The 19,496-nt window shown below is 65.5% G+C and carries 19 protein-coding genes and 1 riboswitch; of the genes, 7 read left to right on the top strand and 12 right to left on the bottom strand.

Annotated elements, in window-relative coordinates:
• Positions 1–64: 64 nt before the first annotated feature.
• Together ISP25_RS11355 and ISP25_RS11350 are read right to left on the bottom strand one after the other, a co-directional pair.
• Positions 65–3,649: an ABC transporter permease/M1 family aminopeptidase gene (locus ISP25_RS11355; protein ID WP_404613961.1), complete on the bottom strand. Its 3,585-nt coding sequence runs from the start codon at positions 3,647–3,649 to the stop codon at positions 65–67.
• Between the two features lie 13 nt (positions 3,650–3,662).
• A complete protein-coding gene (locus ISP25_RS11350) occupies positions 3,663–4,547 on the bottom strand; it encodes an ABC transporter ATP-binding protein (RefSeq protein ID WP_192158580.1) in 885 nt (294 codons plus the stop codon).
• A 223-nt stretch (positions 4,548–4,770) separates the two neighbouring features.
• Here ISP25_RS11350 and aceF point away from each other — a divergent pair, with 223 nt between their 5' ends.
• Positions 4,771–6,456, top strand: a complete 1,686-nt coding sequence (gene aceF / locus ISP25_RS11345) for a dihydrolipoyllysine-residue acetyltransferase (protein ID WP_404613959.1) — start codon at positions 4,771–4,773, stop codon at positions 6,454–6,456.
• Between the two features lie 120 nt (positions 6,457–6,576).
• On the top strand, positions 6,577–8,394 hold the full coding sequence (gene lpdA, locus ISP25_RS11340; protein WP_404613957.1) for a dihydrolipoyl dehydrogenase: 1,818 nt from the start codon (positions 6,577–6,579) through the stop codon (positions 8,392–8,394).
• Between the two features lie 80 nt (positions 8,395–8,474).
• On the opposite strand, the gene ISP25_RS11335 is transcribed toward lpdA, so the two are convergent.
• Positions 8,475–9,167, bottom strand: a complete 693-nt coding sequence (locus tag ISP25_RS11335) for a hypothetical protein (protein WP_192158585.1) — start codon at positions 9,165–9,167, stop codon at positions 8,475–8,477.
• Between the two features lie 194 nt (positions 9,168–9,361).
• Between ISP25_RS11335 and dapB the strand changes: the two genes are divergently transcribed.
• Entirely contained in the window at positions 9,362–10,162 is an 801-nt protein-coding gene (gene dapB / locus ISP25_RS11330; RefSeq protein WP_404613954.1) for a 4-hydroxy-tetrahydrodipicolinate reductase, read from the top strand.
• 4 nt (positions 10,163–10,166) lie between these two features.
• Here the strand turns inward: dapB and ISP25_RS11325 are convergent, their stop codons facing one another.
• The 4 genes from ISP25_RS11325 to ISP25_RS11310 all read right to left on the bottom strand — a co-directional run bounded on the left by ISP25_RS11325 (position 10,167) and on the right by ISP25_RS11310 (position 13,199).
• Positions 10,167–10,862, bottom strand: coding sequence for a hypothetical protein (locus ISP25_RS11325; protein WP_404613952.1), 696 nt, complete (start codon positions 10,860–10,862; stop codon positions 10,167–10,169).
• Positions 10,863–10,948: 86 nt separating this feature from the next.
• Positions 10,949–11,632, bottom strand: coding sequence for a hypothetical protein (locus ISP25_RS11320; RefSeq protein ID WP_404613951.1), 684 nt, complete (start codon positions 11,630–11,632; stop codon positions 10,949–10,951).
• A 530-nt stretch (positions 11,633–12,162) separates the two neighbouring features.
• On the bottom strand, positions 12,163–12,624 hold the full coding sequence (locus ISP25_RS11315) for a hypothetical protein (RefSeq protein ID WP_404613949.1): 462 nt from the start codon (positions 12,622–12,624) through the stop codon (positions 12,163–12,165).
• Entirely contained in the window at positions 12,621–13,199 is a 579-nt protein-coding gene (locus ISP25_RS11310) for an RNA polymerase sigma factor (protein ID WP_404613947.1), read from the bottom strand. The genes ISP25_RS11315 and ISP25_RS11310 overlap by 4 nt, the downstream gene beginning before the upstream one ends.
• Before the next feature lie 119 nt (positions 13,200–13,318).
• Here ISP25_RS11310 and ISP25_RS11305 point away from each other — a divergent pair, with 119 nt between their 5' ends.
• Positions 13,319–13,642, top strand: a complete 324-nt coding sequence (locus tag ISP25_RS11305; RefSeq protein ID WP_192158597.1) for a hypothetical protein — start codon at positions 13,319–13,321, stop codon at positions 13,640–13,642.
• Between the two features lie 70 nt (positions 13,643–13,712).
• Here ISP25_RS11305 and ISP25_RS11300 read toward each other — a convergent pair whose 3' ends face one another.
• The 4 genes from ISP25_RS11300 to ISP25_RS11285 all read right to left on the bottom strand — a co-directional run bounded on the left by ISP25_RS11300 (position 13,713) and on the right by ISP25_RS11285 (position 16,874).
• Positions 13,713–14,138, bottom strand: a complete 426-nt coding sequence (locus tag ISP25_RS11300; RefSeq protein ID WP_404613945.1) for an organic hydroperoxide resistance protein — start codon at positions 14,136–14,138, stop codon at positions 13,713–13,715.
• A 139-nt stretch (positions 14,139–14,277) separates the two neighbouring features.
• A complete protein-coding gene (locus ISP25_RS11295) occupies positions 14,278–14,739 on the bottom strand; it encodes a MarR family winged helix-turn-helix transcriptional regulator (RefSeq protein ID WP_404613943.1) in 462 nt (153 codons plus the stop codon).
• Between the two features lie 62 nt (positions 14,740–14,801).
• Positions 14,802–15,908, bottom strand: a complete 1,107-nt coding sequence (gene dinB / locus ISP25_RS11290) for a DNA polymerase IV (protein ID WP_404613941.1) — start codon at positions 15,906–15,908, stop codon at positions 14,802–14,804.
• A gap of 87 nt (positions 15,909–15,995) precedes the next feature.
• Positions 15,996–16,874: an ATP-grasp domain-containing protein gene (locus ISP25_RS11285; protein ID WP_404613940.1), complete on the bottom strand. Its 879-nt coding sequence runs from the start codon at positions 16,872–16,874 to the stop codon at positions 15,996–15,998.
• A 13-nt stretch (positions 16,875–16,887) separates the two neighbouring features.
• Positions 16,888–16,964, bottom strand: a riboswitch (S-adenosyl-L-homocysteine riboswitch).
• Between the two features lie 136 nt (positions 16,965–17,100).
• Between ISP25_RS11285 and ISP25_RS11280 the strand changes: the two genes are divergently transcribed.
• Entirely contained in the window at positions 17,101–17,853 is a 753-nt protein-coding gene (locus ISP25_RS11280; RefSeq protein ID WP_404613938.1) for a COG4280 domain-containing protein, read from the top strand.
• Entirely contained in the window at positions 17,850–18,056 is a 207-nt protein-coding gene (locus tag ISP25_RS11275; RefSeq protein WP_404613936.1) for a hypothetical protein, read from the top strand. Before ISP25_RS11280 ends, ISP25_RS11275 begins: the two co-directional genes overlap by 4 nt.
• A gap of 20 nt (positions 18,057–18,076) precedes the next feature.
• Here the strand turns inward: ISP25_RS11275 and ISP25_RS11270 are convergent, their stop codons facing one another.
• The gene (locus tag ISP25_RS11270; RefSeq protein ID WP_404613934.1) at positions 18,077–18,406 is read right to left on the bottom strand and encodes a hypothetical protein; all 330 of its coding nucleotides are present in this window, start codon (positions 18,404–18,406) and stop codon (positions 18,077–18,079) included.
• 179 nt (positions 18,407–18,585) lie between these two features.
• On the opposite strand from ISP25_RS11270, the gene ISP25_RS11265 reads away from it, so the two are divergent.
• Positions 18,586–19,389: a DUF6624 domain-containing protein gene (locus tag ISP25_RS11265; RefSeq protein WP_404613932.1), complete on the top strand. Its 804-nt coding sequence runs from the start codon at positions 18,586–18,588 to the stop codon at positions 19,387–19,389.
• Positions 19,390–19,496 lie beyond the last annotated feature (107 nt).

Here is a 19,496-nt window from a genome sequence, read left to right as displayed (position 1 = left end):
AGTCCCGTGCGCGACGTCAGGCGCAGGAGCGTCTCGCGCAGGATGCGCTGTCACGAGGTTCCGGTTATTGCACCGTCACCGTCTTGCGGTTGTCGTCCGGCACCTTGTCGACCAGTTCGTTGTACGGGTCGATGCCGGCCATCGCGGGCTTGCCGTCCACGGTCACGGTGACGGTGCTGTCGCCATCGGGCAGCATGCGCTTCTTCAGGTACAGCGGCCTGCCGTCCTTGCCGCCGCCGGGCGAAGCGGCGAACACGCCGATGTCGATGGGGATATCGGGCGCGGCAGATGCCTCCTTGCCCTTGCCGTCGGCATGAACCATGCCGGCGTGCACTTCCATCGTCACCTCGTATCTGCCGTCGGGCAGTTCCTTCGCGGTGGCGCTGAGCATGCGGTCGTCGAACAGGGTGATCTTCCAGAAAAAGTCGTCGAGCAGCGGCTGCCATTGCGGCCCAAGTCCGGCGGACAACGCATTCATGAATTCCTTCGAGGTGGTGTAGGGCGGTTGCTGGAAGCCTTTGTCGAGCAGGAACTGCTTGAGGACGGCGTCGAGCCTGTCTTCGCCCACATAGTCCTGCAACGCGTAGAAGATCACCGAGCCCTTGTTGTAGTGAATGTACTGTTCGTTCTCCACCTTGGCCAACGGCTCCTCGGCCACCTTGTCGGTGCTGCGACCGGCTAGATACCTGTCCAGCTCGTACTTGAGGAACTTGCGCATCTGGTCGGCGCCGTACCTTTGCTTCATCACCATCAGCGCGCTGTATTGCGCCAGCGACTCGCTGAGCATGGTCGAGCCCTGCATGTCCGCGCCGATCACGCGGTGCGCCCACCACTGGTGCGCCACTTCGTGCGCGGTCACGTAGTACACGTAGTCGATCTGGCTGGTATCGCGCAGGTCGGCGATGAAGCCGATCGACTCGGAGAACGGGATGGTGTTGGCGAAGCTCTGGGCGAACGAGGCGTAGCCGGGGAACTCCACGATGCGCAGCTGTTTGAACTGGTAGGGTGTGTAGTGGGCGTCGTAGTAGTCCAGCGAGTCCTTTACACCCTCGATCATCCGGTCGACGTTCCAGGCATGATCGGGGTTGTAGTAGATCGAGATGGCTACGCCCTTCCAGTCCACGGTCTTCACCGCGTAGCGCGCCGACAGCCAGGCGAAGAACGGCAGCATCGGCTGCTGCATCGTGTAGTGGAAATAACGGCGGCCGCCCTGGGTCCATTCCTGCACCAGCGTGCCGGGTGCCAGCGCGATCTGGTCGGCGGCGGTGGAGACAGTGGTGTCGAAATCGATCCAGTCCGCGTCGTTGGCGATGTAGGTGTTGGCGCGCGCCTTTTCGTCGCCCAGCGGCGGCATGCGCGGCGGCTCGCCCTTCAGCCCGTACTTGCGGCGATCGTTGCGATCGGTGAGCTGCGCGCCGGTCTGGTAGCCGAAATGCGGCAGCACCGAGCTGTTGAAGAAAGTGCCGTTGTGCACCAGGAAGGTCTCGCCGGTGCCATTGGTGAAGCCCTTGGGCGCGTAGTCGAGGTCGAAGTCGAAGGGCATCGACGCGCCAGGCGCCAACGGCGTCCTGAGCTTGTAGATGGCCACGCCGAGGCGGTGGTCGAAGCTCTCCGTGTCGTGCGGTGCGAACGCGAGTGTCCTCGGTTCGAAACCGGCGGTGTAGTTCACCAGCAGTTCGGTGACAGGCACGTCGTGCTTGTTGACCAAGGTGTAGTGCGCATGAATATGCAATTGCCGCCGGTACGGATGGATGTCGACCTCGGCCTTCACCGCGGTGATGCGTGGCTGCGGCAGGTCGGCGTACTTCGCGTACTGCTTTTCGTAGTCGGCGTGTTCGCGCTGCTGCACTGTGCCGTTCTCGTAATGGTTGAGCACGTTGGTGTTGTAGAAGATCCAGCCGCCGACGCCGACGAAACCCAGCAGTGCAAAAGCCAGCACCATCGCCAGGGCCGGGTGCAGGCGCGCGCGGGCTTCGCGCAGCCGCTCCGTCCAGCCTTCCCCGGTGCCGCGCACCCACAGCAGCGCGGCGAGCACCAGCAGCGCCAGCGCCAGGCAGGCCCAGTAGGCGTAGAACCACAGTGCGCCGGTCAGGAAGTGGCCGAAGCCGTTCAAATCCGAATAAGGCACGTCGGGCGCGCCGGCGTAGTTGTACAGGTTGTGGTCCCAGTGCAGCCAAGGCAGGGCGAGTTGGCTGACGAACCAGAGGATCACCAGCAGATAGCCCACATAACGGTTGTTGGTGGCTACCTGCAGGAACAGCGCCAGCACTGCCAGCAGCACCAACGGAATCGCCTGCAACGCCAGCGTGCCGAGATAAAGCCCGGGCTCGATGTGCGTGTAGCCGTGGGTCAGCTGCCAGCCTATGCCGAACACGGCGCCGGCGAACATGTAGAGCACAATCACCGCCAGCAACGCGCCTAGCTTCGCGGCCAGCGAAATCCAGTCGGGCAAGGGAAACGCGTCGCTCACCTCGGCGCTGTGCTGGTTGCGTTCGCGCCACACGAGTTCGCCGGCATAGAACATCACGATCACGTACAGCAGCCAGTGCGTGCCGCCGATGACCATGTCCAGCACGCTGTGCGTCACCGGGTAGGTGGCGGTGCCGTAGATGCGACCGCTCAGCGCCAGCGCGAACACCAGGTTGACCAGGCCGAAGGCCACCATCACCAGGAACGGGACGCCGCGCAACACGCTGCCTGCCTCGAATACCGTCAGTTGCCGCAACTGGACCAGTCGCGCGCGCCAATCGTTGGCCAGCTGCACCTTGGGCATGGCCATCGTGCTGGCCATGAAGGCAGGGCGCAGCATCGGCGGCTCGGCGCGTTTCGCGCGGCGGCGCAGCTTGATGCCTTCGCGGTCCGGACGGAAGAGCGCGAAGGCGGTGGCGGCCAGCACCACGGCCACACCGATCCACAGCAGCCGGTTGAACAGCAGCAGGCCGTCCAGCGGCGGCAACTGGTGGTTGGTCTGTTCCGGTGCCCAATAGCGCGTGACGATCTGCAGCGTGTGACTGCCGAATGGATCGAGGATGGCCGCCAGCGTGTAGTGGTTCACGTCCTGGGTGAGCAGCTTGGCGATGGACAACAGCACAATGAAGGCGATCACGCCGATCAGCGTGGCCAGCAGCGAGCGCGTGGCGGTGGCGAGCAGGAACAGCGCTGCGGCGATGAACAGCAGGTTGGGCAACACCATCACGCCGAATGCCCAGAGATAGCCGCGCCAGTCCGGCGGACCCAGCCGGGTCGCGTCAATCCACGGCATGCTGCCGCCTACGGCCAGCGCCAGCGCGCACAGCAGCATGATCGCCACCATCACCAGCAGGCCCGCAGCAAAGCGGCCGCCCAGATAGTCGCGCTTGCGCAATGGCGTGGAGAACACCAGCTCGGAGGTGCCTAGGTCGAAGTCGCGCAGCGCGGCGCCGGCCACGAAAGCGGCGGCCAGAAGCATGCACAGCGGCGCTAGCGCATTGAGCAGGCGCACGATTACCAGCGGGGCATTGCGCAGCACATTGCCGCTGGCGCCGCCCGCCGTCACTGCGTCGGTACAGGTGAGGATGAAGGCCAGTCCGGCAAACACCGCGGCGATGATCCAGAACAGCGGCGCCTTCAGTTGCTGGCGCAATTCGAAGCGGAGGATTTCGAGGAACATGGCTGCCCGTCCGTCAGGCGGCACGGGTGGTGGCCTGGGCCCGCAGGCGGCCGAAGTAGACGTCTTCCAGGTCGGGTGCCACCGGCTCGAAGCCGGCCTCCGGCTGTTCGTCGGCCAGTACGTGCAGCAGGGTGCGGCCGCCGGCGAGGCGGGTGGAGAGGATGTTCATGCGGGCGCGGTAGCCGTCCAGCTCGGCCTTGTCGATGCTGCGCCGCCAGACCCTGCCCTCCAGCGCGCGGATCGCCTCGTGCGGCTCGCCGGTGAGCAGCACCTGGCCCTGGCCGATGATCGCCATGCGCTGGCAGAGGTCGGTGACGTCCTCGACGATATGGGTGGAGAGGATCACCACCACGCGCTCGCCGATCTCGGCCAGCAGGTTCAGGAAGCGGTTGCGTTCCTCCGGATCGAGGCCGGCGGTGGGCTCGTCCACGATCACCAGCCGCGGGTCGCCGATCAGCGCCTGCGCGATGCCGAAGCGTTGGCGCATGCCGCCGGAATAGGTGCCCAGCTTGCGCTTGCGCACGTCCCACAGGTTCACCTGACGCAGCAGCGCCTCCACCAGCTCGCGACGCTCGCCCCTGGCGATGACGCCCTTGAGCACCGCGAAGTGATCCAACATCGCTTCCGCGGAAACTTTCGGATACACGCCGAATTCCTGGGGCAGGTAGCCGAGCAGGCGGCGAGTGGCTTCCTTGTTGGCCAGCAGGTCCAGGTCGTCCAGCCGGACGCTGCCTTCGTCCGGTTCCTGCAAGGTCGCGATGGTGCGCATCAGCGAGGACTTGCCCGCGCCGTTTGGCCCCAGCAGGCCGAACATGCCGTTGGGAATCTCCAGCGAGATATCGCGCAACGCACGCACGCCATTGGCGTAGGTCTTGGACAGGCGGTTGATGCTGAGCATGGTTGCGGCGGCTATGGGCGATGGATGCAGTGTGCGGTGGCGAGGCAGGGGACCGCATGGGCTGCACGTCACGGGGTGCCCGTCACGCCATGCATACGTATGCGCATGTGCAGGGGCGGCGAAAGTAGTGCTTCCGCCGGATGCCTCGTTCGCTATCATGCAAGTCTTGCGGCCGCTCTCTGTCCCCCTTTGCGGTCTGCCCTCGCCATCCGCAGGAGACACCATGGCCATCCAAGAAGCCCGCGTACCCGACATCGGCGGTCACGACAACGTGCCGGTGATCGAGGTGCTGATCAAACCCGGCGACCGGGTGGAGAAAGAACAGAGCCTGATCACGCTGGAGTCGGACAAGGCCACGATGGAGGTGCCGGCACCGTTCGCGGGCGTGGTCAAGGAAGTGAAAGTGAAGCTGGGACAGGAAGTTTCCGAGGGCGCGGTGATCGCCCTGATCGAAGCCGAGGGCGCTGCCTCGGCCCCCGCGCCGCAACCGGCGGCTGCACCCAGCCCGGCTCCCGCGGCGGCCGCGCCGGCACCCGCCCCCACTCCTGCGCCTGCCCCCCAGGCCGCCGCCAGCAGTGGTGGTGGCGTCCGCGAAGCACGCGTGCCCGACATCGGCGGCCACGGCGGCGTGCCGGTGATCGAGGTGCTGGTGAAGGCGGGCGACCGTGTCGCCAAGGACCAGGGCCTGATCACGCTGGAATCCGACAAGGCCACGATGGAAGTGCCTGCGCCGTTTGCCGGCGTGGTGAAGGAAATGAAGTTGAAGCTGGGCGACGAGGTTTCCGAAGGCGCGCTGATCGCGTTGATCGAGGCCGAGGGTGCGGCCCCCGCACCCGCTGCTCCTGCGCCCGCCCCGGCTCCCGCTCCGAAAGCGGAAGAAAAGCCCGACCCCCAGGGGGGGCGTGGCGTGCTGCCCGGCAACCCGCCGGAGGGTGACGTACCACCGGAGGTGCGTCCGCCGTTCGACGCCAACATCGTGATGCCGGGCGACGCGCCCTACGCCAGCCCCGCGGTGCGCGCCTTCGCGCGCGAGCTGGGCGTGGACATCCAGCAGGTGAAGGGCAGTGCGCGCGGCGGCCGCATCGTGCGCGACGACATCAGCGCCTACGTCAAGCACGCGCTGGCCTCGGGCGCGCGGCCGGTGCAGGGCGGTGTGCCCGTCGCCGCCGGCGGTGGCCTCAACCTGCTGCCGTGGCCCAAGGTGGACTTCAGCAAGTTCGGCCCGGTCGAGGAGAAGGCGCTCTCGCGCATCCAGAAGATTTCCGGCGCCAACCTCGCGCGCAACTGGGCGATGATTCCGCACGTCACCCAGCATGAGGACGCCGACATCACCGAGCTGGAGGCCTTCCGCAAGAAGCTCGGCGAGGAGAACAAGGACCTCAAGATCACCCCGCTGGTGTTCCAGATGAAGGCGGTGGTGGCGGCGCTGAAGGAGTTCCCGCAGTTCAACGCCTCGCTGGACGAGACCGGCGAGAAGCTGATCCTCAAGAAGTACTTCCACGTCGGCATCGCGGTGGACACGCCCGACGGCCTGGTGGTGCCGGTGATCCGCGACGTGGACAAGAAGGGCCTGCTCGACCTCGCCCGCGAGCTGGGCGAGATCTCCAAGAAGGCACGAGACAAGAAGCTGGGGCCGAACGACATGTCCGGCGGCTGCTTCTCCATCAGCTCGCTGGGCGGCATCGGCGGCACCGCGTTCACGCCCATCGTCAACGCGCCGGAAGTGGCCATCCTCGGCGTCTCCAAGTCGGCGATCAAGCCGGTGTGGAACGGCAAGGAATTCGCGCCGCGCCTGATCCTGCCGTTGTCGCTCTCCTACGACCACCGCGTGATCGATGGCGCACTCGCCGCCCGCTTCGCCGCCTTCGTGGCGAAGCAGCTCGGCGACATCCGCCGCTTGCTGCTCTGACGCCCTGCTTTTCCCCTCTCCCCCGTAAACAAACTTGATAAACGGGGCAGAGGACAGGGTGAGGGGCGGGTGCTCACGGCACCGCCTCAACAGGTAGCGAACAAGAACAAAGGATTCCCCATGGCGAACACGATCGAAATCAAGGTTCCCGACATCGGCGGCCACGACAACGTGCCGGTGATCGAGGTGCTGGTGAAGGCCGGCGACACGGTGACGAAGGAACAGAGCCTCATCACGCTGGAGTCGGACAAGGCGACGATGGAAGTGCCCTCCAGCGCCGCCGGCACGGTGAAGGAACTCAAGGTGAAGCTGGGCGACGAGGTATCCGAGGGCACGGTCATCCTGCTTTTGGAAACCGCCGCCGAAGCCGGCGTCGCGCCCCCCTCTCCCCCCCGGGGAGAGGGCAGGGGTGAGGGGACGGCCCCGCCGAGCGCTTCCGCAAGCGCCCGCCCCTCACCTCAATCCTCTCCCCAAAGGAGAGAGGAGGCGAAAGCACCGCAGGCGGGAGCTGTTACTGGGAAAGCCGCGGACATCACCTGCCAGCTCGTCGTCCTCGGCTCCGGCCCCGGCGGCTATTCGGCCGCGTTCCGCGCCGCCGACCTCGGCCTCGACACCGTGCTGGTGGAGCGCTACGACACCCTGGGCGGCGTCTGCCTCAACGTGGGCTGCATCCCCTCCAAGGCGCTGCTGCACGCCGCCGCGGTGATCGACGAAGCCGAGGCGATGGCCGCGCACGGCGTCACTTTCGGCAAGCCCAAGCTCGACCTGGCCAAGCTGCGCGACTTCAAGGTCAGCGTAGTGGGCCAGCTCACCAAGGGTCTGGCCGGCATGGCCAAGCAGCGCAAGGTGCGCGCGGTGGTCGGCACCGGCAGCTTCGTGTCGCCGCACGAGATGGAAGTCCAGACGGCCGAAGGCGTGAAGCTCATCCGTTTCGAGCAGGCGATCATCGCCGCCGGTTCGCAGTCGGTGAAGCTGCCTGCGTTCCCGTGGGACGACGAGCGCGTGATGGATTCCACCGGCGCACTGGAAATGAAGGACGTGCCCGGCAAGCTGCTGGTCGTCGGTGGCGGCATCATCGGCCTGGAAATGGCCACGGTGTATGCCGCGCTGGGCAGCGAAGTAACCGTGGTCGAGTTCATGGACCAGATCATCCCCGGCGCCGATGCCGATCTCGTCAAGCCGCTGGCCAAGCGCCTGGGCGGCAAGGTCAAGGGCATCCACCTCAAGACCAAGGTGACCGAGGCCAAGGCCGGCAAGAAGGGCATCGAGGTCAAGTACGAAGGCGAGAGCATCCCCGAAACCAGCGTGTTCGACCGCGTGCTGGTGGCCGTGGGCCGTTCGCCCAACGGCAACAAGATCGGCGCGGAAAAGGCCGGCGTGGCGGTGACCGAGCGCGGCTTCATCAACGTGGACACGCAGCTGCGCACCAACGTGCCGCACATCTTCGCCATCGGCGACATCGTCGGCCAGCCCATGCTGGCGCACAAGGCGGTGCATGAGGCACACGTGGCGGCGGAAGTCGCGGCGGGCCACAAGGCACATTTCGATGCACGTGTGATCCCGTCCGTCGCCTTTACCAATCCCGAAGTGGCGTGGGTGGGTGTCACCGAGCGCGAGGCGAAGGAGAAGGGCCTCAAGGTGGGCGTGGGCAAGTTCCCGTGGGCGGCTTCCGGCCGTGCCATCGGCATCGCGCGCACCGAAGGCTTCACCAAGCTGATCTTCGACGAAGAGACCCATCGCATCGTGGGCGGCGCCGTGGTCGGCGTGAACGCGGGCGACCTGATCTCCGAACTGGCGCTGGCGATCGAGATGGGTAGCGAAGCCGCCGACATCGCGCTCACCGTGCATCCGCATCCCACCCTGGGCGAGTCGGTGGGCATGGCGGCCGAGGTCTACGAGGGCACCATCACCGACCTCTACATTCCGAAGAAGAAGTAAGGCGCGCGTTCTTTTCCGAAACGAAAAAGCCCGGCTTCGGCCGGGCTTTTTCGTGGGCACATGGCCCGTGACAGCGATGCTTAGTGCGCCGGCGCGGCGGATGTCGCTGCGACGAGGCCGGGCAGCTCATGTCCGAAAGCCCGTTTCATGGAATCCAGTGCGATGACCGTGTCGCCCAGCGACGAGGCCATGGAATTCACGGTATGCATGACCTCGAGCGGCTGGAGGGTACCGGCCTTCAGGTCGGCGTCGATGTCGTTCATCCTCGAGCCTTGCAAGTTGACGCTGGTGTTGAACGAGACGCGCCGTTCGAAATCGCTCTGGTAGGCGTAGATCGTGGCGTAGTGACGCAGCTTGCCGGCATCGATCCAGCCGGCGGCCTGGTTGGCGACGGCCACGTCCCAGGCTTCGTGGCGCAGTTTCGGCAACTGCAGTCCAAGAGAGAAATCGCCTTCCATTTGCGTGTCGATATGCTGCGTGATCGTGGCGGCACTGGTGCCGTCCTTCACCGCCTGGACGAGGTAGTTGTCCAGTTGCGTCAGCAAGGCGAGGCGCTTTGCATCTGCATCGCGCATCCGCTGGATATCGGCGAGGTTGGTCTGCAGTTCCGCCTCGATCTGCGCGCTGGCCGTGGCTGCTGCGTGCGTGCGATGCGCGTGCTCGATCCACGCCTCCAGCCCCAGCGCGGTAAGGATGCTGAGCACGATCATCAGATAGTGCTTGGCGAAATCCTTGAAGGATGTCAGTTCGGCGTGCGGTGGTTCGAGATGCATGGTGGCTCCAGCGAAGGCGGGACCGCACGAGCGTAGCGGATCACCTGGTTCCGGTCTGCGCCGGTCGCGCGTCGGGCGCGGGTGGAGAGTATGACGGCGGGTGTCTGCGTGGGTACCATCGACGTCCATATTCCCGATAAGTCGATGATTGCCATGCCGCGCCCCGGCGTAGTGCATGGATCTGCGAGGTAAGCATGACGCTGAAGGTATGTCTGGCAGGCGCCACCGGCTGGGCCGGCTCGGAACTGGCGTGTGGCATTGCCGCCAGTGCGGATCTGGAGCTGGTCGCCGCGGTATCGCGCCGGCACGCCGGCCAACTGCTGGGTGAAGCACTGGGTGATGCCTCGATCGCCACGCCGGTCTTCGCCAACGCGGTCGAAGCACTGGCCGCGCCCTGCGACGTGTTCGTCGAATACACCCATCCCGATACCGCGCGGGCGAACGTGCTTGCCGCGTTGGAGCGTGGTGCACACGTAGTGGTGGGTACATCGGGGCTTGGCGACGAGGACTACGCGCAGATCGACGCGGCGGCGCGCAAGCAAGGGCGAGGCGTGCTTGCCTGCGGCAACTTCGCGCTCACCGCGGTGCTGTTGATCAAGTTCTCCGAGATGGCGGCGAAGATCCTGCCGCAATGGGAGATCATCGACTACGCCTACGCCGGCAAGCCGGACGCGCCCAGCGGCACCGTGCGCGAGCTGGCCACGCGCATGGGCAAGGTGCGCCAGCCGCGGCTGGAAGTGCCGCTGGAAGAAACCCGTGGCCTGCGCGAGACGCGCGGAGGCACCCTGGCCGGCAGTCAGGTGCATGCGGTGCGCCTGCCGGGCTTCGTGCTGGGCGCCGAAACCCTCTTCGGCCTGCCCGACCAGACCCTAAGTATTCGCCACAACGCGGGCGGCAGCGCGAAACCCTACGTGGATGGCGCGTTGCTGGCGATCCGCAAGGTGCCCGGTCTGCTTGGCCTGCACCGTGGACTGGACGCGGTGCTGGAGTTCTGAGCGCTCAGGCGTGCCCGGCCTGCTCGGCTGGGTCCGTGCTCTCCGGAGGCAGCGCCGCCTTGAGCGTGCCTACGAACAGGCGCAGGTTCTGCGTGGTCTGGTCGAGCATGGCGCGCATCTGGCTGATGGTGTGCAGGAAGTCGCGGGGCTGCACCTCGCCGGTGTCCAGGTCGGCGATCGTATTGACCATGCTCGAGCCGTTCATGATGAGCGCGGTGTCCTCATTGAGCAAACTGACGGAATCGCGCTGGCTGGCATAGGCCACGGAATAGCGTTGCATGTGCTCGTGATCGATCCAGCTGGCCGACTGGTCCGCCACCGCCACGTCCCACGCCTCGTGGCGCAACTGCGGGAAGTTGAGATCGAGATCGAAGCTGTTGTGGGTCAGCGCCAGGATATGTTGTCTGATCGTCTCGTCCGGCAGGTGCGTCTTGATATCCGTGGACACAGCATCGCGAATCGCGGTGAGTCGCTGCAGCTGCGCGGAATCCTTCTTCAGCGACGCTTCGGTCTGGCTGAGGTTGATGCGGATCTCCGCCTCGATCCGTGCGCTGGAAGCCGCGGCCGCATGCGTATGGTGCGCATGTTCGATCCACGCCTCGAGCCCCAGCGCCGTGAGGATGCTGAGGACGATCATCAGGTAATGCTTGGCGAAATCCCTGGAGGATTCCAGCCGGGTGTTCTGCGGCTCGATGTGCATGCTCTCTCCGGCACAGGCTTGATCGGCTGTGAAGCGTAGCGGATTACCCGACCGGGATTGCCGTGCGCGGCGTTGCGCGATGCCGCTTAGTGCGGTGCTCCGCCGTCGGCACCGTTGCCCAGCGCGTCCAGGAGGTGGTTTTCCAGTTGCTGGAGATGCGACTGGGCTTCCGTCGAAGTGTGCAGCATCTGCCGCACGCTGCCGGCGAACTCGAGCGGGTTCACGGGGGCGTCGAAGTCGATGCGCGTGTGCAGCCGCTCCATGGCCGGTACGTCGAGCAGGATGACGCCGTCGTGTGAGAACCAGTCCGAGGTTTCGCGCAGGTCGGCGTAGGCCTGGGAATAGCGGCGCAACTGGGCGTCGTCGATCCAACTGGCCGACTGGTTGGCCACGGCCACGTCCCAGGATTGCGAGGCGAACGTCGGCCAGTTGATGCTCAGCGTGAAGGCGCTCTTCTGCGCCTCGATATGCTGGTTGATTGTCGCATCGGGCAGGTTGCCGCGGATGTCCGCGGCGACGGTTGCGTCGAGGTGCTGCAGCGGGGCCATCAGCCTCTCGTTGGACTTGATCGATTTGCGTATGTCTGCCAGGTTCGCCAGCAGCTCGGTACGGATGTGCTGGTTGGCTTCCTCGGCAGCGCGGGCGTGGTGTGTGTGCTCGATCCACGCCTCCAGCCCCAGCGCGGTGAGGATGCTGAGCACGATCATCAGGTAGTGCTTGGCGAAATCCCTGAAGGATCCCAGCCGGGTATTCGGCGGCTCGATGTGCATGCTCTCTCCGGCGCAGGTTCGGTCGTGGTGAAGCGTAGCGGATCGCCACTTCCGCAAGCGACCGGGCGGCTCCGATCTCATGCAAACAGCGCGGTCCTTTTCATTCGGCTGCCCAGGGTGATGGCAGCTGAAACAACGCCCGGGTCAGAGCATCGTCGAGGCACGACGCCGTAAGCCCCCTCAGTTCTCGGATGCGGCGCGCCATGGCCGTGTCGTCTATCGCACAGGTGGGAGTGGGCCAATGCCCTCGGCAATGCCTGTTTGTTGTTCCGGTGGATTGAGCACGGTCATTTCCCTTCTCCTGACCGTGGCGTCTCTGCCTTCGATCCTATGGACCGGCCTTGCTGCCTGCCACCGCAACTGCGATGACATGGCTTGGCAAAGGGAGCGAATCCGGCCGTCCGCAGGCGGCCGAAGCGACCTTGATTCCTTGCCAAAGGAAATGCCGAAATTGATGCCCAGCCCCCAACGACCGAGAGTCTGGGAGCACATCGCCGCCCAAAGGGAATGGCGAAAAGCTGGCCTGCCGATCAGCCTGCCAAACGCCGCCCCGGCCGCAATCCAAGCAGCCAGGTCGCAGCCACACATCCCCCCAGAGCCATCAACCACTCCGTTGCAGACGAACTGGGCTGCGGCAGCAACAGACGGAACGCAGGCAGCCAGGCAGCGCCGTAGTCGGCAGTCACCACACCAGCCGCCACGACCAGCACGACGCCGAGCAGACCCATCAGGATGAACTCGGAACGCGAGTCCCCGATTTCGTCGCGAGCTGGCGCGGTGGCAACGCGTGCCGCCATCTGCTGCGCGAAGTCATCCGGCAATGCCGAAGGCAGCGGTTCGCGCAACGCGCGTGCCATGAGGCGGTAACGGCGCACGCGACCGTCGCCGTTGGACGGATCGAGGCCGAGGCGCTCCGCGCGCAGGGCACGTTCCTGCGCCTGCCATTCGCGCTCCTGCGCGGGATCGTCGAAAGGAGGGATGTCGTGATTCATGCCGCAACTCCTGTCCGGTTTTCCAGCGCCTCGCGCAAGCGCAGGCGTGAGCGGAACAAGTGGCTCTTGATGGTACCCCCGGCCAGCCCGGTGATGCGAGCGATCTCGGGAATGGGGAGTTCGTCCAGGTAATACAGCGTGAGCACGCTGCGCTGCACGGGCGGGAGCGCCTCGATGGCTTCGTGCAAGTGGCGCTGGGTTTCTTCGTCTGCGCAGGCGGCTTCGAGGTCGAAGCCGTCGCCGATGTTTTCCAGCAGCGTGTCGCCCTCGTCGTCGACACTGGTTTCGACCAGCGGGATGCGCTTGTGTTGCAGGTGACGCAGGGCGATGGTCCAGGCCACGCGGCCTATCCACGATTTCAGTGCGCTCTCGCCGCGGTACTGATGCAGGCACTGGTGCACGCGCAGGAAGGTGTCCTGGCACAGCTCGCGCGCGTCCTCGGGATTGCGCACCATGCGCTGGATGATGTGCCAGCAGAGGCCCTGGTACTCGCGCACGAGGCGTTCGAACGCGCCGGGCCGGTTGGCCAGCACGGCTTCCGCCAGGGCGCGGTCGTTGGAGTAGGCGTCATCCATCACGCAAGGGATACATGCAGGCGCGGAACGGTTGCAGCGTGCCGAATGCAACCGTTGGCTGCTGGCAGGTATCCATGTCTCCGAAAGCCGTCATTTCATCCATCTGCCTGGAGCTGCCCATGCCTTCTGAACTGATTCCGATTTCGCTGTTCGTCTGTATCGCTTACGCCATCAAGGTATGCGTGGATGCGATGGTGCGCAAACGCATGGTGGCCACGGGCGGTTCGGCCGACCTGGTCGCCTCGGTGCTGCGCGACGAGGAACTGCGCCGTCGCCATTCCTCGCTGCGCTGGGGCATCGTGCTGCTGTCGGTGGCGCTGGGCTTCGGCTTGATCCAGTGGTTTGGCTGGGAGGAAGTCACGCCGGGGCTGGTTGCCGTGCTGGCGGGTGCCACCGGGCTCGGCAACCTGGTGTTCTTCATGGTGTCGCGCAGGCTGGGTTGAAGTCCGATAGGAACGAAGCCCGGGACTGGCCCGGGCTTCGTTCGTTTGCGCGGTGGCTGACGCTGCTGGTTCAGGCAACGACCAGCGACACGTCGATGTTGCCGCGGGTGGCGTTGGAATAGGGGCAGACGATGTGGGCCTTTTGCACCAGCGCCTCCACCTCCTCGCGTGGCATGCCGGGCACGTGGATCTTCAGTTCGACCTCGATACCGAAACCGGTGGGGATCTGGCCGATGCCGACCGTGCCTTCGATGCTGGTGTCGGCGGGCAACACGCGCTTGTCCTGGCCGGCGACGAATTTCATCGCGCCGAGAAAGCAGGCCGAATAGCCGGCCGCGAACAACTGCTCGGGGTTGGTGCCGGCGGCGCCGTTGCCGCCGAGCTCCTTCGGCACGGTCAGCTTGACGTCGAGTACGCCGTCGGAGGAAGTGGCGTGGCCGTCGCGGCCGCCGGTGGCCTTGGCATGGGCGCGGTACAGGACTTTTTCGATGGACATGGTGGTTGCCTCTCGGGTGGGTGGCTGTGTCAGCCTGGGGGATGGTGGGGGAGCGTCTAGCGTGCTCAGAGTCAAAGTTCGAGCGTTATTGAATAGCGCGCTACTTAAGTGGGCGATAAAATTCTGGAGGTGATCGTTTTCAGGAGTCGGTGGACAGGTGGGAACGGAGTCGGTCGAGATCGCGCTTGAGGCTGCGCAGTTCGTCCACCTCGCAACCAGCGGCGCACAACACTTCGTTCGGCACGGCGTTGGCGCGCTTCTTCAGCGCACGGCCTTCGGCAGTAAGGGTGATCACCACCTGGCGCTCATCCTCGGCCGAACGGGCACGGTCGAGCAAGCCGGCGGCTTGCAGGCGCTTGAGCAGGGGCGTGAGCGTGGCCGAGTCCAGGCATAGCCGTTCGCCGATCTCCGACACGGTCAGGCCGTCGCGCTCCCACAGCACCAGCATCACCAGGTACTGCGGGTAGGTGAGCTCCAATGCATGCAGCAGCTTGCGGTAGAGCTTGCCCATCGCCAGGTTTGCCGCATACAGCGCAAAGCACACCTGCTGATCGAGGAGCAGGGGCGAATTGGCCTGGGCGGTGGTCTGGCGAGTGCTCATGGCTGCAATATATATAGCGCGCTATTTAATAGCAAGATAAATATTCCGGCGAATGAGGGCGGTCAGTCGGCCATCTCGTCCCTGATGCCATCGAACAGGTCGCGCTGCACGGCATAGTTGTCGACATCGACAAAGCCCGACAAGCCCACGCCGACGAGGCGGTAGCGGCTGTCGGCGGAGCGCTCCACGCGGGTACGCAGGGCACATGCCATGTCGGCCAGTTCGCGTTCGGATTCCGGTCTTTGCGCGGGAGTGAGGCTGCGCGTGAGAGTGTGGAAGTCCGCAGTCTTCAGCTTCAGCACGACGGTGCGTGCGATGCGCCCGTCTTGCGCTTCGCGCTGGTGCGCGGCCCAGGCCTTTTCTGCAAGGCGGCGGATGTGCGGTTCCAGCTCGTCCAGGGTGAGGTCACGCTCGAAGGTGTCCTCCGCAGATACCTGCAAGGTGGGGCGGTCGGGCGTCACCGGGTGATCGTCGATGCCCAGCGACAACTCATGCAGGCGTCGCCCCCAGCGGCCGAAGCGCTGCTCCAGCTCTTCCGCCGCGAATGCTCGCAGGTCGCCCACGGTGGCCAGACCCAATGCCGTCAGCTTGCCTTCCATCACCTTGCCCACGCCCGGCAGGCGGCCGATCGGCAACGGAGCGAGGAAATCCAGCACGTCGCGTGGGCGCACCACGAACAGGCCATCGGGCTTGCGGAAGTCCGAGGCGATCTTGGCGAGGAACTTGTTCGGCGCCACGCCGGCGGAGGCGGTGAGCTGCGTTTCCTCGCGAATCGCCGCGCGGATCGCCTCGGCGGTGGCGGTTGCCGAGGGCAGGCCGGTTCGGGTCTCGGTGACGTCGAGGTAGGCCTCGTCCAGCGAGAGCGGCTCGATCAAGTCGGTATGCCGCGCGAAGATCTCGCGCACCTGCCGCGACACCGCCTTGTAGCGCGTGAAGTCCGGCGGCACGAAGACAGCCTGCGGACACAGCCGTTCCGCGCGTACCGCCGGCATGGCCGAGCGCACGCCGAACTTGCGTGCCTCGTAGCTGGCCGCACACACCACCGAGCGCGCGCCCTTCCATGCAACCACGACGGGCAGGCCGCGCAGCGAAGGGTCGTCGCGCTGCTCGACCGACGCGTAGAACGCATCCATGTCGACGTGGAGGATTTTGCGCGGCGGGGTGGGCACGGTGGGATTCTAGAGAAGGTTCGATCAATCGGCCTTTTTGCACGTCATCCCGGCCTTTGTCGGGATGACGTGCAAAGCGGTGGTTCTCTAGGCGTTCGCGATGCTTGTCAACCGTGCGACGAGCCGCTCCGCATAGCTTTCCGCCGCATCGGGTCGTATCGCGAGATGCAGGAACGGTTCGATCAACTCGGCCTCCATCAGCAGGAAGTGCCCGTCGCAAATCACGCCATCGATGCGTGCATAGGCCGGGTTGGCGTGGCCGGCACGTTCCACGGCAGCCAGCACGGCCTGCGCCGCGGCGAGTGCCGGCGCGGGCGCTTCGGCCAGTTCCGCGCTGCCGCCGTGTTCGCCCTGCACGCGATAGTCGCCGGCCTTCGGCAACTTGCGCACGGCGTGGCTGAAGACGCTGTCGAAGAACAGCAGCGACCATTCGCCGTCGCGCTGGATTTCCGCTACGAACGGCTGCACCAGCCAGTCGCCGGCGGGCAGCGCGGCGAGGGCCTGCGCGAACGCCGGATCCCCCGCAACGCCGCGCAAGGTGCGCCACGCGCCGCCGCTCACGGCCGGCTTCACCACCACGTCCTGCCCGTGCAGGGTTTGCAGCGCCGCCGGCAATTCCGTCGTCTCTGCGAGGCGCGTCGGAATGACATCCACGCCGACTTGCGCCAGTTCCAGCAGGTAACGCTTGTCGCTGTTCCAGCGCAGCAGGCGGCTGTCATTGACGGTGGGAACGCCCAGCGCGTCGAGCTGATCCAGCCAGCGCAGGAACTGCGGATAGAGTCGAAAGTAATCCCACACACTGCGGATCAGGACGGCGTCGAAACGCGACCAGTCCACGTCCGGGTCGTTCCATATGCAGGGTACGGGCTGCACGCCGAGGCGGGTGAGTGTGGCGACGAAATGCGCGTCGTCGGGATGGACGCCGGTATGCGCAGCGTCGGTGGCAAGGGCTAGCTGGATGGACATGTGGACGCTCTCGAAAGTAAGGGCGCCCTTGTCGATAAGGATCGCGTGCCGAGCGTGGCGGATGGCTCCGTCGCAGCACCCCTCGGCGCGGACTGCGTGGCGCGGATGCCAACGCAACAGGGTCGCATCGCAGGGCGATGCATGGCGCCTATTTTTTTACCGTGCTGGGCAGCTGTCAATCGGGCGTATGCTGGTTTCCTGTATCCGTTGATGCCCTGGAGCCTTCATGCCGCTCGACATGATCCATGCCGGGCCTTCGATGCTCGCTGCCTTCCTCGCTTCGCTGGTGGAATGCGTGGAAGCCTTGACCGTGGTGCTGGCGGTAGGCGCGGTGCGCGGCTGGCGCAGTGCGCTGGCAGGCAGTGCGTCGGGCTTGCTGGCGCTGCTTCTGCTGGTCGTGGCATTGGGCCACGCGCTCACCCGCATCCCGCTGCAGAAATTGCAAATGGTGGTAGGTGCCCTGCTGCTGCTGCTCGGCATGCGCTGGTTGCGCAAGGCCGTGCTGCGCGCGGCGGGGGTGATCGCGCTGCACGACGAGACGGCGATCTACGAACGCGAGGCGCAGGCGTTGCGCGGCCAGGGCGCCGCTGCACACGCGTGGGACAGGCTGGCCTTCGCGACAGCTTTCAAGATCACCGTGCTCGAAGGCATCGAGGTGGTGTTCATCGTGCTCGCCATCGGTGCCGGTCGTCCCGGCCTCATGTGGCCGGCCAGTCTCGGTGCGCTGGCAGCGTTGATGGTGGTGGTGGCGTTGGGCGTGGTGGTGCACAAGCCGCTGGCGCGCGTGCCGGAAAACACCTTGAAGTTCGCAGTGGGCGTGCTGCTGTCTGCGTTCGGCACGTACTGGGCGGGCGAGGGAATGGGCTATGCGTGGCCGGGTGCTGACGGCGCCCTTCCGTTGCTGGTATGCGTTTTCCTCGCAGTGGCGATGCTGTGCGTGGCCCGGTGTCGGCGCGTGGCAGGGGGAGTCGCTCAATGAGCTGGTTGCGTACGATCGCAAGCGAACTCTGGGGCTTGTTCGTCGACGACGGGCGCTATGCATTCACCATCGTGGCCTGGCTGCTGCTGGCGTGGCTGGTGTTGCCGCTGTTGCAGCTTGGCGACGATTGGAACGCGCTGGTGTTCGCGGCCGGCCTGCTCGCGATCCTGGCCGAGAGCGTGTTGCGCCGCGCGCGACCGTGAGTCGCGAGCGGCGCCGGGTTCTAGCTGGCGTCGTCCCAGAACACCTCGACCGCATCGGGGTTCATGAACCCCCATATGGGCGTGCCCAGCCGCACGAGGCCGTTGCGGATGCGATGGGTGGTTTCGTCGTAGGCCGAGATGCGATAGACCATCTGGTACTTCGAAGTGGTGAACCACATCGACAACGGCACGGACAGCCAGAAGGTGCTGGATTTTGCATGCAGGATGCGCAGGCCGTTGGCGCCGGCCCAGTCCTGCAACAGGGCCTTGGCGTTCTGCAAATGGCGCCAGCTCAGCCAGATCGCCACAGCGATCAACAGCACGAACAGCAACGGTGTGGTTCTGGTCATCTTGCCTCCATGAATTCCCTATGCGCAGCGTGAGCCGTGTTGCGCGGTTGCGCAAGCCATCCTGTCCGTGCTGGCCACGCTTCCATCCGCCTGTGCCGTTCTGCCGCACGGCAGGAGGGCACAGCAATGAACTCGTTCTGCACGATGCTGTCGGAACGCCTGGTGCGTTTGGCCGTCACATGCCGGTCTTTGCCACTGGCTGTTTGTCCCCGGCATGCCAATGCTGTTCGCGGGTCGGGCAATTTGCCAGCAGAGGGAGTACGCAGATGCGAAAGTCGTGGGCAGTGGCCACGGTGGTGGCGTTGATGGTGTCGGGCGGACCGGCGACGGCGCAGGCGGGAGATGACTGGGATGCGCAGATGGCCAAGCAATGCCCGGATATGGTGGCGTGGATGCATGCGAAGGAAGCCGAGGTCACTGCGGATCGAAAGGCGCATCCCCTGGGCAAGCCCAGTGAACCGGAATTGCGTGTCGGGTTGTTGAAGATGGGCGATGCCGATCAGAAAGCGCGCAATGCAGTCATCGCCGACGGATACAAGCATCAGGAGCTGGCAAAGACGGTGCTCGCTGTCGATGCCCGCAATCTCCCGCGCATCAAGCAGATCGATACCGTGCAGGGATTCCCCACGCCGGTCCAGGTGGGTAACAACGGCGTACGGGCGGCTTTCATACTGGTGCAGCATGCCGACCGCGATCCGGCCTTTCAGGCGCACGTGCTCGACGAATTGAAATCGCGGCCTGACCAGGGTGGTGTCGGCGCACAGGATTACGCTCTGCTCACGGATCGTGTGTTGCTGGCGCAGCACAAGTTGCAGCGCTATGGCACGCAGTTCACGGCGACGGACGGCAAGACGCAAATGCAGCCGAGGCCCATGGAAGACCCGGCCAACGCGGACAAGCGCCGTGCCGCCATCGGCCTGCCGCCGTTGGCGGACTATGCGTGCATGCTGGGGGTGACGTATCGAGTGCCGGCAAAGTCTTGAGCGACGCCGGTGCTGCCTTGAACGGAGCGATGCAGCGTCGCGGCGCGTGATGCGCCGGACAGGAAACGCTTACGCCTCCTCGTCCCAGCGCACATCGATGGCATCGC

This window comes from Rhodanobacter hydrolyticus, assembly GCF_044904645.1.
This window is presented reverse-complemented; position numbering and strand designations above follow the sequence as displayed.

What these genes read in the sequence shown, in the direction of transcription:
- ISP25_RS11275 (WP_404613936.1), top strand. Translation starts at nt 17,850, where the DNA reads ATGAGCTGGTTGCGTACGATCGCAAGCGAACTCTGGGGCTTGTTCGTC.
- ISP25_RS11265 (WP_404613932.1), top strand. Translation starts at nt 18,586, where the DNA reads ATGCCGGTCTTTGCCACTGGCTGTTTGTCCCCGGCATGCCAATGCTGT.
- ISP25_RS11315 (WP_404613949.1), bottom strand. Translation starts at nt 12,624, where the DNA reads ATGAATCACGACATCCCTCCTTTCGACGATCCCGCGCAGGAGCGCGAA.
- aceF (WP_404613959.1), top strand. Translation starts at nt 4,771, where the DNA reads ATGGCCATCCAAGAAGCCCGCGTACCCGACATCGGCGGTCACGACAAC.
- ISP25_RS11270 (WP_404613934.1), bottom strand. Translation starts at nt 18,406, where the DNA reads ATGACCAGAACCACACCGTTGCTGTTCGTGCTGTTGATCGCTGTGGCG.
- lpdA (WP_404613957.1), top strand. Translation starts at nt 6,577, where the DNA reads ATGGCGAACACGATCGAAATCAAGGTTCCCGACATCGGCGGCCACGAC.
- ISP25_RS11335 (WP_192158585.1), bottom strand. Translation starts at nt 9,167, where the DNA reads ATGCATCTCGAACCACCGCACGCCGAACTGACATCCTTCAAGGATTTC.
- ISP25_RS11350 (WP_192158580.1), bottom strand. Translation starts at nt 4,547, where the DNA reads ATGCTCAGCATCAACCGCCTGTCCAAGACCTACGCCAATGGCGTGCGT.
- ISP25_RS11280 (WP_404613938.1), top strand. Translation starts at nt 17,101, where the DNA reads ATGCCGCTCGACATGATCCATGCCGGGCCTTCGATGCTCGCTGCCTTC.
- ISP25_RS11310 (WP_404613947.1), bottom strand. Translation starts at nt 13,199, where the DNA reads ATGGATGACGCCTACTCCAACGACCGCGCCCTGGCGGAAGCCGTGCTG.
- ISP25_RS11285 (WP_404613940.1), bottom strand. Translation starts at nt 16,874, where the DNA reads ATGTCCATCCAGCTAGCCCTTGCCACCGACGCTGCGCATACCGGCGTC.
- ISP25_RS11325 (WP_404613952.1), bottom strand. Translation starts at nt 10,862, where the DNA reads ATGCACATCGAGCCGCAGAACACCCGGCTGGAATCCTCCAGGGATTTC.
- ISP25_RS11305 (WP_192158597.1), top strand. Translation starts at nt 13,319, where the DNA reads ATGCCTTCTGAACTGATTCCGATTTCGCTGTTCGTCTGTATCGCTTAC.
- ISP25_RS11355 (WP_404613961.1), bottom strand. Translation starts at nt 3,649, where the DNA reads ATGTTCCTCGAAATCCTCCGCTTCGAATTGCGCCAGCAACTGAAGGCG.
- dapB (WP_404613954.1), top strand. Translation starts at nt 9,362, where the DNA reads ATGACGCTGAAGGTATGTCTGGCAGGCGCCACCGGCTGGGCCGGCTCG.
- ISP25_RS11300 (WP_404613945.1), bottom strand. Translation starts at nt 14,138, where the DNA reads ATGTCCATCGAAAAAGTCCTGTACCGCGCCCATGCCAAGGCCACCGGC.
- ISP25_RS11295 (WP_404613943.1), bottom strand. Translation starts at nt 14,739, where the DNA reads ATGAGCACTCGCCAGACCACCGCCCAGGCCAATTCGCCCCTGCTCCTC.
- ISP25_RS11320 (WP_404613951.1), bottom strand. Translation starts at nt 11,632, where the DNA reads ATGCACATCGAGCCGCCGAATACCCGGCTGGGATCCTTCAGGGATTTC.